This is a genomic window from Streptomyces sp. NPDC046379 (genome assembly GCF_055587785.1).
Window position 1 is genome coordinate 1 of the sequence record NZ_JBVJFP010000010.1, and the last position, 16,656, is coordinate 16,656.

12 protein-coding genes are annotated in these 16,656 nt (G+C 71.2%); 3 read left to right on the forward strand and 9 right to left on the reverse strand.

All coding sequences use genetic code 11. The features are described 5' to 3' along the window. Positions 1-301 precede the first annotated feature (301 nt). The 3 genes from ACZ6KF_RS18490 to thyX all read right to left on the reverse strand — a co-directional run bounded on the left by ACZ6KF_RS18490 (position 302) and on the right by thyX (position 3,977). Positions 302-1,987: a ribonuclease J gene (locus ACZ6KF_RS18490; RefSeq protein WP_356629880.1), complete on the reverse strand. Its 1,686-nt coding sequence runs from the start codon at positions 1,985-1,987 to the stop codon at positions 302-304. Positions 1,988-2,138: 151 nt separating this feature from the next. Further along, positions 2,139-3,038 carry a 4-hydroxy-tetrahydrodipicolinate synthase gene (gene dapA / locus ACZ6KF_RS18495; RefSeq protein WP_469177249.1) on the reverse strand — a complete coding sequence of 300 codons (900 nt, stop codon included), beginning with the start codon at positions 3,036-3,038 and terminating at the stop codon, positions 2,139-2,141. A 180-nt stretch (positions 3,039-3,218) separates the two neighbouring features. Next, complete coding sequence (gene thyX / locus ACZ6KF_RS18500; RefSeq protein WP_356629884.1) at positions 3,219-3,977, reverse strand: FAD-dependent thymidylate synthase; 759 nt, start codon at positions 3,975-3,977, stop codon at positions 3,219-3,221. Positions 3,978-4,225: 248 nt separating this feature from the next. Between thyX and ACZ6KF_RS18505 the strand changes: the two genes are divergently transcribed. Continuing rightward, positions 4,226-4,771, forward strand: a complete 546-nt coding sequence (locus ACZ6KF_RS18505) for a hypothetical protein (RefSeq protein ID WP_356629886.1) — start codon at positions 4,226-4,228, stop codon at positions 4,769-4,771. Between the two features lie 55 nt (positions 4,772-4,826). Here the strand turns inward: ACZ6KF_RS18505 and ACZ6KF_RS18510 are convergent, their stop codons facing one another. The 5 genes from ACZ6KF_RS18510 to rpsO form a co-directional block, all read right to left on the reverse strand. Beyond that, the gene (locus ACZ6KF_RS18510) at positions 4,827-5,282 is read right to left on the reverse strand and encodes a DUF485 domain-containing protein (protein ID WP_356629888.1); all 456 of its coding nucleotides are present in this window, start codon (positions 5,280-5,282) and stop codon (positions 4,827-4,829) included. A gap of 7 nt (positions 5,283-5,289) precedes the next feature. Next, the gene (gene dapB / locus ACZ6KF_RS18515; RefSeq protein ID WP_356629890.1) at positions 5,290-6,042 is read right to left on the reverse strand and encodes a 4-hydroxy-tetrahydrodipicolinate reductase; all 753 of its coding nucleotides are present in this window, start codon (positions 6,040-6,042) and stop codon (positions 5,290-5,292) included. Between the two features lie 45 nt (positions 6,043-6,087). After that, positions 6,088-7,467, reverse strand: a complete 1,380-nt coding sequence (locus ACZ6KF_RS18520; protein WP_356629892.1) for a M16 family metallopeptidase — start codon at positions 7,465-7,467, stop codon at positions 6,088-6,090. After that, a complete protein-coding gene (locus ACZ6KF_RS18525) occupies positions 7,464-9,683 on the reverse strand; it encodes a polyribonucleotide nucleotidyltransferase (RefSeq protein ID WP_356629894.1) in 2,220 nt (739 codons plus the stop codon). The genes ACZ6KF_RS18520 and ACZ6KF_RS18525 overlap by 4 nt, the downstream gene beginning before the upstream one ends. 410 nt (positions 9,684-10,093) lie before the next feature. Next, positions 10,094-10,381 (reverse strand): 30S ribosomal protein S15, encoded by a 288-nt coding sequence (gene rpsO / locus ACZ6KF_RS18530; protein ID WP_004924725.1) that lies wholly within the window; start codon positions 10,379-10,381, stop codon positions 10,094-10,096. A 328-nt stretch (positions 10,382-10,709) separates the two neighbouring features. On the opposite strand from rpsO, the gene ACZ6KF_RS18535 reads away from it, so the two are divergent. Next, a complete protein-coding gene (locus ACZ6KF_RS18535) occupies positions 10,710-11,003 on the forward strand; it encodes a DUF397 domain-containing protein (RefSeq protein WP_356629897.1) in 294 nt (97 codons plus the stop codon). Positions 11,004-11,118: 115 nt separating this feature from the next. Here the strand turns inward: ACZ6KF_RS18535 and ACZ6KF_RS18540 are convergent, their stop codons facing one another. Beyond that, positions 11,119-12,666, reverse strand: coding sequence for an outer membrane protein assembly factor BamB family protein (locus ACZ6KF_RS18540; RefSeq protein WP_469239236.1), 1,548 nt, complete (start codon positions 12,664-12,666; stop codon positions 11,119-11,121). 690 nt (positions 12,667-13,356) lie between these two features. Here ACZ6KF_RS18540 and ACZ6KF_RS18545 point away from each other — a divergent pair. Continuing rightward, entirely contained in the window at positions 13,357-16,566 is a 3,210-nt protein-coding gene (locus ACZ6KF_RS18545; RefSeq protein ID WP_469239238.1) for an SCO5717 family growth-regulating ATPase, read from the forward strand. Positions 16,567-16,656: the final 90 nt, after the last annotated feature.

Genomic DNA, 16,656 nt, shown 5'->3' on the forward strand with positions numbered 1-16,656 from the left:
AGTTCTCAAGGAACGGCCGCTTCCTTTGTACTCACCCTCTCGGGCTTTCCTCCGGGCGCTTCCCTTCGGTCTTGCGTTTCCGACTCTATCAGATCTTTCCGATCCGATTTCCTCGGCGCTTTCCAGGTTCCCGCTTCCGCGTTTCCCTTTCCGGCGGTTCCGACTTTATCAGAAGTTCTGGGTCGGAATTCCACCCCGCTCGGGCGGGGCACGAGGCACCCGGGTTCCCTGCGAGGCGAGCCGTAAACGTACTGGAGCGGAGCGCCCCGATGCAAATCGAGGGGCCCCGCTCCGTCGGACCTCAGACCTCCACGACCACCGGGAGGATCATGGGCCTGCGACGGTAGGTGTCGGAGACCCACTTGCCCAGGGTGCGGCGGATGAGCTGCTGCAGCTGGTGAGGTTCGACCACGCCGTCCTGGGCCGAGCGTTCCAGGGTCTCCGTGATCTTCGGCAGGACCACGTCGAAGGCGGAGTCCTCGATGCCGGAGCCGCGGGCCTGGACGTGCGGGCCGCCCGTGATCTTGCCGGTGGACGAGTCCACGACGACGAAGACCGAGATGATGCCCTCCTCGCCGAGGATCTTGCGGTCCTTGAGCGCCGGCTCGCCGACGTCACCGACCGAGAGGCCGTCGACGTACACATAGCCCGCCTGGACCTTGCCGGAGATCTTCGCCCTGCCCTCGACGAGGTCGACGGCGACTCCGTCCTCGGCGATCACGATGCGGTCGTGCGGGACGCCGGTGAGGGCTCCCAGCTCGGCGTTGGCCCGCAGGTGGCGCCACTCTCCGTGGACCGGCATCAGGTTGCGCGGCCGGCAGATGTTGTAGAAGTACAGCAGCTCGCCCGCCGAGGCGTGACCGGAGACGTGGACTTTGGCGTTGCCTTTGTGGATGACGTTGGCGCCCCAGCGGGTCAGGCCGTTGATCACGCGGTAGACCGCGTTCTCATTGCCGGGGATCAGGGACGACGCGAGGATCACGGTGTCGCCGGAGACGATACGGATCTGGTGATCCCGGTTGGCCATCCGCGACAGTGCCGCCATGGGCTCGCCCTGGGAGCCCGTGCAGACCAGGACCACCTCGTGGTCGGGCAGGTCGTCGAGGGTTCTGACGTCCACCACCAGGCCGGGCGGGACCCGGAGGTAGCCCAGGTCGCGGGCGATGCCCATGTTGCGGACCATGGAGCGGCCGACGAACGCCACGCGCCGGCCGTACTCGTGCGCCGCGTCCAGAATCTGCTGGATGCGGTGGACATGACTGGCGAAGCTCGCCACGATGATCCGCTTGCGGGCGCTGCCGAAGACCTGGCGCAGGACGTTGGAGATGTCGCGCTCGTGCGGCGTGAAGCCGGGGACCTCGGCGTTCGTGGAGTCGGAGAGGAGAAGGTCGATGCCTTCCTCGCTCAGCCGTGCGAAGGCGTGGAGGTCCGTGAGGCGGTTGTCCAGCGGCAGCTGGTCCATCTTGAAGTCGCCGGTGTGGACGACCATGCCGGCGGGGGTGCGGATGGCGACCGCCAGCGCGTCCGGGATGGAGTGGTTGACGGCGACGAATTCGCAGTCGAAGGGGCCGATGCGCTCGCGGTGGCCCTCGGCGACCTCGAGCGTGTACGGGCGGATGCGGTGCTCCTGGAGCTTCGCCTCGATGAGCGCGAGGGTCAGCTTGGAGCCGATCAGCGGGATGTCCTGTTTCTCCTTGAGGAGGAAGGGGACACCCCCGATGTGGTCCTCGTGGCCGTGGGTGAGGACGATGCCCTCGATGTCGTCGAGGCGGTCCCGGATGGACGTGAAGTCCGGCAGGATCAGGTCGATTCCGGGCTGCTCCTCCTCCGGGAAGAGCACTCCGCAGTCGACGATCAGCAGGCGGCCGCCGTACTCGAAGACCGTCATGTTTCGGCCGATCTCGCCGAGGCCGCCGAGCGGGGTGACCCGCAGGCCGCCTGCGGGGAGCGGCGGGGGCGGGCCGAGTTCAGGATGCGGATGACTCAAAAGACTCTCCTCACCACGCGCGCCACGTACCGGTGGGCACGTGGCGCGCGTGACGTTCGTGCATGAGCAGTTGTCAGTGATGGATGCGGACACCGGTGGCCCGCGTATTCAGTTGTGAAGTGTTCACGCCCGGTCGGGCGAAAGTCCGATGTCAGAGCTGTACCCCGCCCGCAGCAAGATCGATCTTGAGTTGCTCGACCTCCTGGGGCGTCAGTTCGACCATGGGCAGGCGCAGCGGGCCGCCGGGCAGGCCCTGGAGGGCGAGCGCGGCCTTGGTGGTCATGACGCCCTGGGTGCGGAACATGCCGGTGTACACCGGGAGCAGCTTCTGGTGGATCTCGGTGGCCTTCTGGACGTCGCCCGTGGTGTACGCCTCGACCAGCTGGCGCAGCTCGGGGGTGACGACGTGGCCGACGACGGAGACGAAACCGATCGCGCCGACGGAGAGCAGCGGCAGGTTGAGCATGTCGTCGCCGGAGTACCAGGCGAGCCCCGACTGCGCGATGGCCCAGCTCGCGCGGCCCAGGTCGCCCTTGGCGTCCTTGTTGGCGACGATCCGCGGGTGCTCGGCCAGGCGGACCAGCGTCTCGGTGTTGATGGGCACGCCGCTGCGCCCGGGGATGTCGTACAGCATGACCGGCAGGCCGGTGGCGTCGGCGACGGCGGTGAAGTGCCGGTACAGACCCTCCTGCGGGGGCTTGTTGTAGTACGGCGTGACGACGAGCAGGCCGTGCGCGCCGGTGCGTTCGGCGGCGCGGGCGAGTTCGATGCTGTGGTGGGTGTCGTTGGTGCCGACGCCGGCGACGACGTGGGCCCGGTCGCCGACCGCCTCCAGGACCGCTCGTACGAGGTCCGATTTCTCCGCGTCGCTGGTGGTGGGCGACTCGCCGGTGGTTCCGTTGACGATCAGGCCGTCGTTGCCTGCGTCCACCAGGTGGGCGGCGAGCCGCTGCGCGCCGTCGAGGTCGAGTGCGCCGTCCGCCGTGAAGGGCGTGACCATGGCGGTGAGGACCCGCCCGAAGGGGGTCTGCGGAGTGGAGGTCGGAGCCATGGGTTACACGCTACTCGTTGCTCAGGGCCTGGTCTTCCCTCGGGGTGCGGGGAAAGTCCTGACATATGCGGAGCCCGGCACTGCCTGCTCGGGGGTTCAAGCAGTGCCGGGTCCGTTTGATCAGGCTAGATGAACTTCTACAAATGCCGCAATACGGACACTTCGTCGGCCCGGCGTGCGCTACGGCGCCACGCGGCCGTTGGCGTTGAAGGCGGCGTGGGTGAGCGGCATGAGCCCGGCCCACTCGGCCTCCATCCGTTCGCCGACCATCTCGATCTCGCGCTGCGGGAAGGACGGCACCTTGGCCAGCTCGTGCTGGGTGCGCAGACCGAGGAAGTGCATCAGCGAACGGGCGTTGCAGGTGGCGTACATCGACGAGTACAGGCCGACGGGAAGGACCGAGCGGGCGACCTCGCGGGCGACCCCGGCCGTGAGCATCTCCTGGTAGGCCGCGTAGGCCTGGCGGTAGGAGTCCTCCATCGTGCGGGTGACCAGCTCGTGCTGCTCCTCGCTGCCCTCGACGAAGACGTACTTGCCGGGGCGGCCCTGCTGGACGAGCTTGCGGGAGGGGTCCGGCACGTAGAAAACCGGCTGGAGCTCCCGGTAGCGGCCCGACTCCTCGTTGTAGGACCAGCCGACGCGGTGCCGCATGAACTCGCGGAACACGAAGATCGGGGCGCTGATGAGGAAGGTCATCGAGTTGTGCTCGAAAGGGCTGCCGTGCCGGTCCCGCATCAGGTAATTGATCAGGCCCTTGGAACGTTCCGGGTCCTTCTTCAGCTCGTCCAGGGACTGCTCTCCGACGGTGGAGACCCGGGCCGCGAACAGTACGTCGGTGTCGGACGCGGCGTGCTTGACCAGCTCGACGGAGACGTCGCTGCGGAGCTCGATCTTGAACTCGTCGGGGGTGGGGGTCACGGTTCGGAGGGTCCTTCCCATCTCGTCGGTCGGACGTCACTCTACGTCCCCGCCCTCGCGCGACCCGACCACCCCTGCGGTTGGGCGAGCGTGCGACGCAGTCGCCCCCGCCCGGAGCTGACGCGCCCAGCGGCGGGCCCGGCGTACCCAGGCATCCATTGAGCGGTGAGCGGGGCGAACCCGGACGGACCCCCGAGGGTGGTGAGCCGGGGCGGGGCTCGGTAGCCTCACCGGGCACAGCCCATGCGTGGATTGAGTGAGGACCCGCCGTGCCCCTGCCTTTCCTGACGGCCGACCGAGCCTTCGACGCGGCGGACGACGTCGCGCTGCCGTTCGACGACCGTGACCGCTGGCGGCGGCCCTACCGCCCGGGTCCCTGGCGGGTGGGCGCCGCCGCGATCTGCCTGCTGCTCGCCTCCTACGTGCTGTTCGCCGCAGTGATCATCGCGCTGACCGGGACCGTGTCGTCCGCCGGTGTGGTGTTCGGGATCGCGCTCCTGGCCATCGTGTGCGCCCTGCGGCTGCTGCGGATGGGCGTGTGGGTGAGCGCGGCCGGGCTGCGTCAGGTGCGTTTCCTGAGCACGCGCACGGCGCCGTGGCAGCGGGTCGGCTCGGTGCGCACGGTGCAGCAGCCGGTGCGCTGGCTGGGGCTGCCCCGCGCGGTGCAGGGGCAGGCGCTGATCCACGTACGGGGGCAGGACACCACCATGCTGCTGACCACTCATAACGCGGATTTCCTGGCGCGGCCCGGGGCGTTCGACCGGGCGGCGGATTCGGTGGAGGCGTGGGCCGAGGAGTACCGGCGGCAGGGCTGAGCCGGTCGACGGCGACACGAGAGGGGCCGGTCCGTGGACCGGCCCCTCTCGTGCGTCACGCGTCGGCGGGCTCCCTGCCGTCGTGCAGGGCGATCGCCCGCTGCATCGCCTTGCGGGCGCGCGGGGTGTCGCGGGCGTCGTGGTAGGCGACGGCGAGCCGGAACCAGGTGCGCCAGTCGTCCGGGGCCGCCTCCGTCTCGGCCTTGCGGCGGGCGAAGACCTCGTCTGCCGACTCGCGGTCGATCCGGCCGCTGGGCAGGCGCTTCAGCTCGTCGACGGGCAGGCCGCCCTCCGCCTCCAGCTCCGCGGCGAGACGGTTGGCCCTGCGGACGAACTGGGTGTTCTTCCACAGGAACCACAGGCCGATCGCCGGCAGGATCAGCACCGAGACGCCGAGGGCGACCGTCAGCGGGGTGCCGGCCTCGATGAGCAGGATGCCTCGGCTGCCGACCAGGAGGAAATAGAAGACCAGGACGGCGGCCGTGAGGGCGTAGGTGAGCTTGGCGCGCATGACGGTGTCAGCCCAGGTCCAGGAAGTGTTCCAGGCCGAAGGTCAGGCCCGGGGTCGTCACCACGCGGCGCGCGCCCAGCAGGATGCCCGGCATGAAGCTGCTGTGGTGCAGCGAGTCGTGCCGGACGGTCAGGGTCTCGCCCTCGCCGCCCAGCAGGACCTCTTGGTGCGCGAGGAGCCCGCGCAGGCGCACCGCGTGCACCGGGACCCCGTCGACGTTCGCGCCGCGCGCTCCGTCCAGGGCCGTCACCGTGGCGTCCGGCGCCGGCGCCGTGCCGGCCTCGCGGCGGGCGGCGGCGATGAGCTGGGCGGTGCGGGTGGCGGTGCCGCTGGGGGCGTCGACCTTGTTCGGGTGGTGCAGTTCGACGACCTCGACGGACTCGAAGTAGGGCGCGGCGAGCTGCGCGAACCGCATGGTGAGCACGGCCCCGATGGAGAAGTTGGGCGCGATGAGCACGCCCGTCTCCGGGGACTGGGCCAGCCAGCCCTCCAGCTGCGCGAGGCGCTCGTCGGTCCACCCCGTGGTGCCGACGACGGCGTGGATGCCGTGCCGTACGCAGAAGTCGAGGTTGCCCATGACCGAGGCCGGGGTGGTCAGCTCGACGGCGACCTGGGCGCCGTTCTCGGCGAGGGTCTCCAGCTTGTCGCCCCGGCCGAGGGCGGCGACCAGCTCCATGTCGTCGGCGGCCTCGACCGCCCGTACCGCCTCGGAGCCGATGCGGCCCTGGGCGCCGAGGACCGCCACGCGCAGCTTGCTCATGTTCGTTGCTTCCTTACCGGGTGGGTTGGACCGACGGCGTCACGGTCATGCGACGGCGTCGTGCAGCCGGGCGGCCTGCTTGTCCTTGAGGGGGCCGATGACCGACAGGGAGGGCCGGTGTCCCAGGATGTCGCGGGCGACCGCGCGGACGTCGTCCGGGGTGACCGAGGCTATCCGGGCCAGCATGTCGTCGACGGACATCTGCTCGCCCCAGCACAGCTCGCTCTTGCCGATACGGTTCATCAGCGCGCCGGTGTCCTCCAGGCCGAGGACGGTGGAGCCGCGGAGCTGGCCGATGGCGCGGCCGATCTCGTCGTCGGACAGTCCGTGCTCGGCGACGTGGTCGAGTTCGTCGCGGCAGATCCGGAGCACGTCGTGGACCTGCGACGGCCGGCAGCCGGCGTAGACGCCGAACAGCCCGCAGTCGGCGAAGCCGGAGGTGTACGAGTACACGCTGTACGCCAGCCCGCGCTTCTCCCGGACCTCCTGGAAGAGCCGGGAGGACATGCCGCCGCCGAGGGCGGTGTTGAGCACGCCGAGGGCCCAGCGGCGCTCGTCGGTGCGGGCGAGGCCGGGCATGCCGAGGACGACGTGGGCCTGCTCGGTCTTGCGGCCGACCAGTTCCACCCGGCCGGCGGTGCGCAGGGCGCGTCGGCCGCCGCGCGGGGCGACGGGCACGGCGCTCGGGTCGGTGAGGGCGCCGGCCTTCTCGAAGGCTGCGCGGACCTGCCGTACGACCTTGTTGTGGTCGATGTTGCCGGCGCAGGCGACGACCAGGTGGGTGGGGTCGTAGTGCTTCTTGTAGAAGCGGCGGATGCGGTCGGCGGTGAGGGCGTTGACCGTGTCGACGGTGCCGAGGACCGGGCGGCCGAGCGGGTTGTCGCCGAACATGGTGTGCGCGAACAGGTCGTGCACGCAGTCGCCGGGGTCGTCCTCCGTCATGGCGATCTCTTCGAGGATGGCGCCGCGCTCGACGTCGACGTCGTCCTCGCGGATCAGCGAGCCGGTCAGCATGTCGCAGACCACGTCTATGGCGAGCGGCAGGTCGGCGTCGAGCACGCGCGCGTAGTAGCACGTGTACTCCTTGGCCGTGAAGGCGTTCATCTCGCCGCCGACCGCGTCGATGGCGGAGGAGATGTCCAGGGCGGAGCGGCGGTCGGTGCCCTTGAAGAGGAGGTGTTCCAGGTAGTGCGTGGCGCCGTTGAGCGACGGCGTCTCGTCGCGGGAGCCGACGTGCGCCCAGATGCCGAAGGTGGCGGAGCGCACGGAGGGCAGGGTCTCGGTGACGACGCGCAGGCCGCCCGGGAGGGTGGTCTTGCGGACGGTGCCGATGCCGTTCGTCCCCTTGATGAGGGTTTGGGTACGGGCGACGGCCCGCGCCTCCGAGGAGGGGCGGGCCGTCGCCGTGGAGCTGCGGGACGTCACTGGTCGGCGTCGTCCTTCTGGTCGTCGGCGGCGTCTTCGCCCTCGATCACGGGGATGAGGGAGAGCTTGCCGCGGGAGTCGATCTCGGCGATCTCGACCTGGACCTTGGCGCCCACGCCGAGGACGTCCTCGACGTTCTCCACGCGCTTGCCGCCGGCCAGCTTGCGGATCTGCGAGATGTGCAGCAGGCCGTCCTTGCCGGGGAGCAGGGAGACGAACGCGCCGAACGTCGTCGTCTTCACGACCGTACCGAGGTAGCGCTCGCCGACCTCGGGCATCGTCGGGTTGGCGATGCCGTTGATCGTGGCGCGGGCGGCCTCGGCGGAGGGGCCGTCGGCGGCGCCGATGTAGATCGTGCCGTCGTCCTCGATGGTGATCTCGGCGCCGGTGTCCTCCTGGATCTGGTTGATCATCTTGCCCTTGGGGCCGATGACCTCGCCGATCTTGTCGACCGGGATCTTCACGGTGATGATCCGCGGCGCGTTGGGGGACATCTCGTCCGGGGTGTCGATCGCTTCCATCATCACGTCGAGGATGTGGAGGCGGGCGTCGCGGGCCTGCTTGAGGGCCGCGGCCAGGACGGAGGCGGGGATGCCGTCCAGCTTGGTGTCGAGCTGGAGGGCGGTCACGAAGTCCTTGGTGCCGGCGACCTTGAAGTCCATGTCGCCGAAGGCGTCCTCGGCACCGAGGATGTCGGTGAGGGTGACGTAGTGCGTCTCGCCCTCGATCTCCTGGGAGATCAGGCCCATGGCGATGCCGGCGACGGGGGCCTTCAGCGGCACACCGGCGTTCAGCAGCGACATGGTGGAGGCGCAGACCGAGCCCATGGACGTCGAGCCGTTGGAGCTGAGCGCCTCGGACACCTGGCGGATCGCGTAGGGGAACTCCTCGCGCGTCGGCAGGACCGGGATCAGGGCGCGCTCGGCGAGGGCGCCGTGGCCGATCTCGCGGCGCTTCGGGGAGCCGACGCGGCCGGTCTCGCCGGTGGAGTACGGCGGGAAGTTGTAGTTGTGCATGTAGCGCTTGCGGGTCACCGGGGAGAGGGTGTCCAGCTGCTGCTCCATGCGGAGCATGTTGAGGGTGGTGACGCCCAGGATCTGGGTCTCGCCACGCTCGAACACGGCGGATCCGTGAACCCGCGGGATGGCCTCGACCTCGGCGGCCAGGGTGCGGATGTCCGTCAGCCCGCGGCCGTCGATGCGCTTCTTCTCCTTGATCACGCGCTCGCGGACCAGCTGCTTGGTGAGCGAGCGGTACGCGGCGGAGATCTCCTTCTCGCGGCCCTCGAACTCCGGCAGGAGCTTCTCGGCGGCGAGGGTCTTGACGCGGTCCAGCTCGGCCTCGCGCTCCTGCTTGCCGGCGATGGTGAGCGCCTGGGCCAGCTCGGGCTTGACGGCGGCGGTGAGCGCCTCGAGCACGTCGTCCTGGTAGTCCAGGAAGATCGGGAACTCGGCGGTCGGCTTGGCGGCCTTGGCGGCGAGGTCCGACTGGGCCTTGCAGAGGACCTTGATGTAGGGCTTCGCGGCCTCGAGACCGGCGGCGACGACCTCCTCGGTGGGGGCCTCGGCGCCGCCCTCGACGAGCTTGATGGTCTTCTCGGTGGCCTCGGCCTCGACCATCATGATCGCGACGTCGCCGTCCTCCAGGACGCGGCCCGCGACCACCATGTCGAAGACGGCGTCCTCCAGCTCGGTGTGCGTCGGGAACGCCACCCACTGGCCGCGGATCAGCGCGACGCGGACGCCGCCGATCGGGCCGGAGAAGGGCAGGCCGGCCAGCTGAGTGGACGCGGAGGCGGCGTTGATCGCCACGACGTCGTACAGGTGGTCGGGGTTGAGCGCCATGATCGTCGCGACGACCTGGATCTCGTTGCGCAGGCCCTTCTTGAAGGACGGGCGCAGCGGGCGGTCGATGAGGCGGCAGGTGAGGATGGCGTCCTCGGAGGGCCGGCCCTCGCGGCGGAAGAAGCTGCCGGGGATCTTGCCGGCGGCGTACATCCGCTCCTCGACGTCCACCGTCAGGGGGAAAAAGTCGAGCTGGTCCTTGGGGTTCTTGGAGGCGGTGGTGGCCGACAGCACCATGGTGTCGTCGTCCAGGTAGGCCACGGCGGAGCCTGCGGCCTGCTTGGCCAGGCGGCCCGTCTCGAAGCGGATGGTGCGGGTGCCGAACGCGCCGTTGTCGATGACGGCCTCGGCGTAGTGGGTCTCGTTCTCCACTAGTGTTTTCTCCTCGTCTTCGTCCCTCCGTGCCCGTGTGGCCGGGGGACGGTTGCGGAGAAGCGCTCCGTCTGGTGCGGGCCGGTCTTCGATCGAAGCACCCGGGGCTCGCTTCCCCCCGGGGGCCACTACCGAGGACCGGCGGCGGCGAGGTGCGCTTCTCCTCATTCGGTGTACGTGATGTAGGCGTACCCCCGTGGGGCGGGCCTCATCACGTTGTGTCGTGCGTTGTGGTCGTGCGTCGTGCTCTGTACTGGGTCGTGCTCTGTACTGGGTCGTGCTCTGTACTGGGTCGTGCGTCGTGCTGGGTCGTGCGTTGTGCTACCACACTACAAAGGGGCGGTGACAGTGCGCACGTACAGCAAAGGGAGCGGTCCCCGATCGTTGGGAACCGCTCCCTTCGCGGCGTCTTACTTGGCGCCCGCCGCACCGCGGCGGATGCCGAGGCGGTCGACCAGCGCACGGAAGCGCTGGATGTCCTTCTTGGCGAGGTACTGCAGCAGCCGGCGGCGCTGGCCGACCAGGATCAGCAGACCACGACGGGAGTGGTGGTCGTGCTTGTGGGTCTTGAGGTGCTCCGTCAGGTCGGAGATCCGACGGGACAGCAGGGCCACCTGGACCTCGGGGGAGCCGGTGTCGCCCTCCTTGGTACCGAACTCGGAGATGATCTGCTTCTTCACTGCGGCGTCGAGCGACACGCGTACTCCTCATGGTCTGAGACGGGCCACCGAGTGCCCCCGGTCTGCATCGCGGGGGAGCTTCCGTTACTCGGGAGGCGGGGATCCGCTGGGCGCGGCCTCCAGAGCGGCGCTCCGGGGGTGCGTACACAAACGGCCGTCACTCAGGGTACCAGCAGGTGGCGGACGTCCCGACCGCGGCCCGGTAACCGCTCGATGGAGCCGCACGCGGCCACTAGGGTGAGCCCCGTTCATCGCGTCCATGGGAGCGCTCGTGGTGTCCGAGGCTGCTCGAGCCGTTCGTCGTGGGCACGCACGGAGCGCAACGTCGGGAAGGGGTCGCTGCGGCATGGCGGAGACGGAAGCGGAGATGAAGGCGCGCAAGGAGCGGGAGCGGGACGAGCTCTACGCGCTCGACATCTCGGGTGTCGAGTGGCACTGCGCGCCGGGCACGGAGGAGCACGAGGAGCGGGTGGAGATCGCCTACCTGCCCGGCGGCGCCGTGGCCATGCGCTCGTCGCTCGACCCCGGCACCGTGCTGCGGTACACGGAGGCGGAGTGGCGCGCCTTCGTGCTGGGCGCGCGGGACGGCGAGTTCGACCTGGAGCCGGCGCCGCACAACGGAGGGCTGGAGGCCCAGTAGCCGACGGGGGCGGGACCCCCGGTGGTCGGCAGGGGAGCGGGAGCCCCGCGTGGTCGGCGGTTGTTGGCACCCCGGCGGCCGAGGGGCCCCGTCCGGCTGGATGCGGCGCCAGCGGCTACTTCTTCCGCGGGACGTCGCTCTCGATGCCGAGGGCGAGCCAGGTCCACGCCTTGCCGTCCTCCTCGGACGGCCCGTCCGCGGCCTTCGCGCCGAAGAAGATCCGTCCGTTCTGGACGACGGCGTCGGCCAGGGTCACCGAGGTGAGGTTCCACGCCTCGGAGGGCAGGTCGAAGTAGAGGTACGGGGTCTCCGCCCCGGTCTTCGGATCCAGGGCGACCAGGCCCATGGGCGTGATGTGGTCGCTGCTCTCGCGCAGGGCGAGGAGGCGATCGCCGCTCATGCGCAGCGGGCGGAGCAGGGAGTTGCGGCCGGATTCGAACTTCTTGACGGTCCTGCCGGTCGCCAGGTCGAAGCCGACGACCCAGTTGGCGTTGTTGACGAGGTCGCCCTGCTCCTTGCTGGTGAGGAACACCTGGCCGGCGCCGGCGACGATGGTGGGGCAGTCGTCGGCGGCCACGTGGTCGACCTCGTCGGCGCACTCGGCGACGTACGCGCCGTTCTCCAGGCGGACGGTGGCGCGGCGCTTGCCGTCACCGTCCAGGGAGAGGATCTCGGTGATGCCGACGTCGCCGGCGGCGGTGGCGAGGGCGACCGGGTCGGTGGAGACGATCCGGACGTCGCGGACGCCCTTGGCGGGTTCGTACGTCCACCGGGTCGCGCCGGTCTCCGGGTCGAGGGCGCGGATCTTGTACGTCAGCGCCTCGGACGAACCGAGCGGCGCGTCGGGGTCCGGGCAGGAGTACCGCACGAGCAGGGCGGGGCCGCCGCCCGCGCCGTCCGACCCGCACGCGCCCGCGTCCTCGCCCTCCACGCGCCAGCGCCGCTTGCCGGTGTCCATGCTGTACGCGTCCGTGCCGCCGCCCCAGGTCACCGCGACGGTGCCGGAGATCAGCGTGACGCCGGGATCCCGCTGGACGGCGGCGTTGGCGGGAGCGTCGTCGCTCTGGCCGGAGACGGGTATTTCCGCCTGCCACACCTTGGTGCCGTCGTCGAGGTCGACGAAGGCGACGCGGTTGCAGTGCGCGTCCTCGCTCCGGCTCTCGCGGAACAGCACGGCCGTGCGGTTCTCGCCGGTGACGTGCCGGGTCTTGCCGCAGATCGGTCCGTCGAGGGGGAGTTTCCACGCCTCTTCGCCGGGTGCGGCGTCGGTGCCGATCCCGATGCCGACGAGGGTGCGGTTGATGCCCTTGGCGAGGATCTTGTCGGTGGCCCACAGGCCCGGCATCTCGTACCGCTCGCCGGGGCTCATGTCGTCGACGGAGAACCGTACGGCCATGGCGCCCCGGTCGCTCGCCGGCCGCCGCTCGACCGTCTCCCTGACGTCCAGCCTGCCCTGCTTCGCGGTCGGCGTGGCGTCCTCGGCCGCGGTGCGCTCGCCGTCCTCGTCGGGGGCGAGCAGGAGGGCGCCGCCGACGCCGAGCGCCGCGACGAGGGCGACCGCGACGAGGCCGCCGAACAGTCGCTTCGTTCGGCGCTTCTTCTGCCGGGTCTCGGCGGTGAGGGCGGACTGGGTGTAGACGGAGGGGGGCGGGCCGAAGCTCACGCGAAAGGGTCCTTTTCTCCGGGCCGTTGGGGGCGTTGTGGTGCGCCGGCGCATCGGTGCGCTGGTGCGTTGGTGGCGTCGCGGGGGCGGGTGCGTTGGTGGCGTCGCGGGGGGGGGCGGGTGCCGGGGCGGGCGCCGTCGGGCAGGCAAAACGCGCCCCCACTATGCCTGTTGGGCCGGAGGAAGGTGACCGGGGGGTCAGCTCCGGTGGGCGGCGGTCCGGTTGCCGGTCGTGGAGCGCGCCGAGGCGTGGACGTCGAACAAGGCGAGGCCAGGGGAGCGGGGGTCAGCAGGACGAAGCCCTCGGCGTTTCCAGGAAGCGGCCCCGGAAGGGCGGCGGTCAATGAGCGGTGTGCTCGTGTCCGCCGCCTGCCGCCTGCCGTCCGCCGAGTACGAACCCTTGCCCACGCTCGCCGACGGGGTGACCCTGTGGTGCGCGCACGCGATCGGCAGTACGTGCTGACCCGGCCCACGGATGCGGAGGCCGGGCTGCCCGGGGTGGCACGGCGGCCGGCTTGACCGAAGAGGAACGCGCCCGGCGGGTCCCTCGCCTCGTTGATTAGGCTGGGCGGGGGGTTGCGTGTTCCAGGGTGACCCGGGGAACAACCCACTGACTCCCACTGACTCGTACGACGGCAATACGGTCGCCCCAGCACGGCATGAGGGTGCTCGACCACACCAGGAGGAACTGTGAGCAGCGATCGGGACGGGATCCGCGGGGGCTGGGCGACGCCCGGCGACGACCAGCCCGACGCGGAGTCCGCCGTCGAGGCGACGGGCGAGTTCACCATCGACTATGCGCCGCCTGCCTGGTACACGCAGAACGCGGCGGGGAGTTCGGGGGCCGGTGGGTCGTCGGGTTCGTCCGGGGCATCGAGTCCGTCGGGGGCGGGGCCTTCGTCGGGTCCGGCCGACGCGTCGGGTTCGGCGGATGCGCCGGATCCGGCCAATGTGCCGGGTTCTGACGGGGACTACGGCTCTGATGCCGGTTCCGGTGACTCCGGCGGGGCATCCGCCGGCCCGTCCGGTTCCACTGGTTCCTCCGGTTCGTCCGCGGCTTCCCCGCCGCTGGCGCCTCCGGAGTTTCTGCCGGGGCTGACGCCGCCGCCCCATTCGATGCAAGGGGCGGCGGGGACGGCAGGGGCGGCTCCTCGGATCGCGCCCGGCGCTCCCTTCACGCCTCCGCCGCCGGCGCCCGCTCCGGGCGCTCCGTTCACTCCACCTGCCCCCGCGCCGGCGCCGGGGGCCCCTTTCACTCCGCCGGTTCCGGCTGCCGGGGCGCCGTACACGCCGCCGGCGCCGCCCACCGGGGCGCCCATCGCCGTGCCGAAGTTGCCGGTGGGGAGCGGCTTCGAGCCCCAGCGGCAGGAGCCGACGTCCCCTGCGGCTGTGCCGAGCATTCCGGTGCAGGGGTTCGGGGCGCCTCCGGTTGCCGAGGAGACGGCGGAGGAGGAGACCGACGCGGAGCCTTCGAAGGGGGCCGAGACGGAGGTCGAGGCCGACACCGGGAACGGTGATCTGGAGAGCGGCGCCACGATGCGGTTCTCGGCCGTCGCGCTGAAGCGGGAGATCGCCGAGCGGGCGGCTGGCGGCACCGCCGGTGGTGAGGTGCGCGAGGACTCGTACGACGACGCCGAAGAAGAGGACGAGGACGGCGGCGAGGATGCCGTCGTGGCCTCCGAGGACGACGAGCCGTCTTCCGACGCCGACTTGGAGAGCGGGGAGCCGGAGGAGGACGCCGTTCCCACCGACGCCGTTCCCACCGACGCCGAGCCCGCCGCCGGTCAGCCCGCCGCCGGTGAGGCGTCCGAGGACGAGCCCGGGAGCGACGAGCCCGCCGACGCCGTTCCCGCCGACGCCACGCCGCAGGACGATGTGCCCGAGGACAGCGTCCCCGAGGACGCCGAGCCCCAGGACGCGCTTCCCGCGGTCACTCCCCCGCCGGCTCCGCAGGCCGGGGTGCCCCCGCTTCCGCCGTCGTACCAGCCCGCGGCTCCCGCGCCGGCGGCCCAGTGGCCCGTGCAGCCACACGCCCGGCCCGACGCCGGTGCAGCGAACCCGCCGCACCAACAGCAGCCGCAGCAACCGCCCTTCCAACCGCAGCCGCCGCAGCCCGCGCCGACCGCCTGGACCCCGCAGCCCCCGGCGCCCGCCCCGGCTTCTCCTCAGCCCCAGCCCCAGCCCCAGCAGCCCGGTTACGGCTTCCCCCACCCCGGCGCACCGGCCCCCGCCCAGCAGGCGCCGCACGCCACCCCCGACCCCCCTGCGCCCCAGCCCGGTTACGGCTTCCCGCAGCACAGCGCAGCGGCCCCCACCCCGCCGCAGGCGCAGCCCGCCCAGCCGGAAGCCACCACCGCACCGCCGCAGATTCCCGACAACGCCCTCGGCCCCCAGCCCGGTTACGGCTTCCCCAACCAGGGCGCCCCCGCGCAGCCCGGCGCCTACGGCTTCCCGCAGTCCCCCGCCCCCACGACGCAGGCCCAGCCGCAACCCCCGACACAGCCGCAGCCGCAGCCGCAGCCGGACCAGCACCCCCAGCCGCAGCCCCAGGCGCAACCCCCCATCGACCCCCGTCTGGGCACCGCCTGGCCCCAGCCCATGCAGCACGACCAGCGGCAGCCCACCAACCCCGGTGCCGCGCCGCTCGGTTACACCGCCGCCGTCGAGCTGTCTTCCGACCGGCTGCTCAACAACAAGAAGCAGAAGGCGAAGAGCGGTCGCCCCACCGCCTCCTCCTCCCGGTTCAAGATCGGCGGGAAGAAGGAGGAGGCCGAGCGGCAGCGGAAGCTGGAGCTGATCCGCACGCCCGTGCTGTCCTGCTACCGCATCGCCGTCATCAGCCTCAAGGGCGGCGTCGGCAAGACCACGACGACCACCGCCCTCGGTTCCACCCTCGCCAGCGAGCGGCAGGACAAGATCCTCGCGATCGACGCCAACCCGGACGCCGGCACGCTCGGCCGCCGGGTGCGCCGCGAGACCGGGGCCACCATCCGCGACCTGGTCCAGGCGATCCCGTACCTCAACTCGTACATGGACATCCGGCGGTTCACCTCCCAGGCCCCGTCCGGCCTGGAGATCATCGCCAACGACGTCGACCCGGCCGTGTCCACGACGTTCAACGACGAGGACTACCGGCGCGCGATCGACGTGCTGGGCAAGCAGTACCCGATCATCCTCACCGACTCGGGCACCGGCCTGCTCTACAGCGCCATGCGCGGCGTGCTCGATCTCGCCGACCAGCTCATCATCATCTCGACGCCCTCGGTGGACGGCGCCAGCAGCGCCAGCACCACGCTGGACTGGCTCTCCGCGCACGGGTACGCCGACCTGGTCTCCCGCTCCCTCACCGTGATCTCCGGGGTGCGGGAAACCGGCAAGATGATCAAGGTGGAGGACATAGTCGCGCACTTCGAGACGCGCTGCCGGGGCGTGATCGTCGTCCCCTTCGACGAGCATCTCGCCGCCGGCGCCGAGGTCGACCTCGACATGATGCGGCCCAAGGTGCGGGAGGCGTACTTCAACCTCGCGGCCATGGTCGCCGAGGACTTCGTACGGCATCAGCAGATGCACGGGCTGTGGACCAGCGACGGCAACCCGCCGCCGGTCGCCGCGCCGCCGCTCCCGGGCCAGCCGCTCCCCGGCCAGTCCCCGGCCCCCGGCCGGCAGCACTACCCGCCCCAGCAGCAGCCCTACGCCCCCCAGCAGCCCGGCCCCTACCCCCCGCAGCAGCCCGGCCAGCCCTACGCCCAGCCCCAGCCGCCGTACTCGCAGCAGCCCGGCCAGCAGCCCTACTCCCAGGGCGGTTACGCCTACCCGCAGCAGCCCCAACAGACCCAGCCGCCTCAGCAGCCCCCACACCCCCACCAGCCGGGACAGCAGCCCTCGCCCCCGGAGCAGTAACCAGCAGCCATCGCCGAGCCGCCCGCACAGGACGGCACAGCACAGCACGGCGTGCTGCACAGCAACGCCACGGCACGCAGAAGGCGGCCG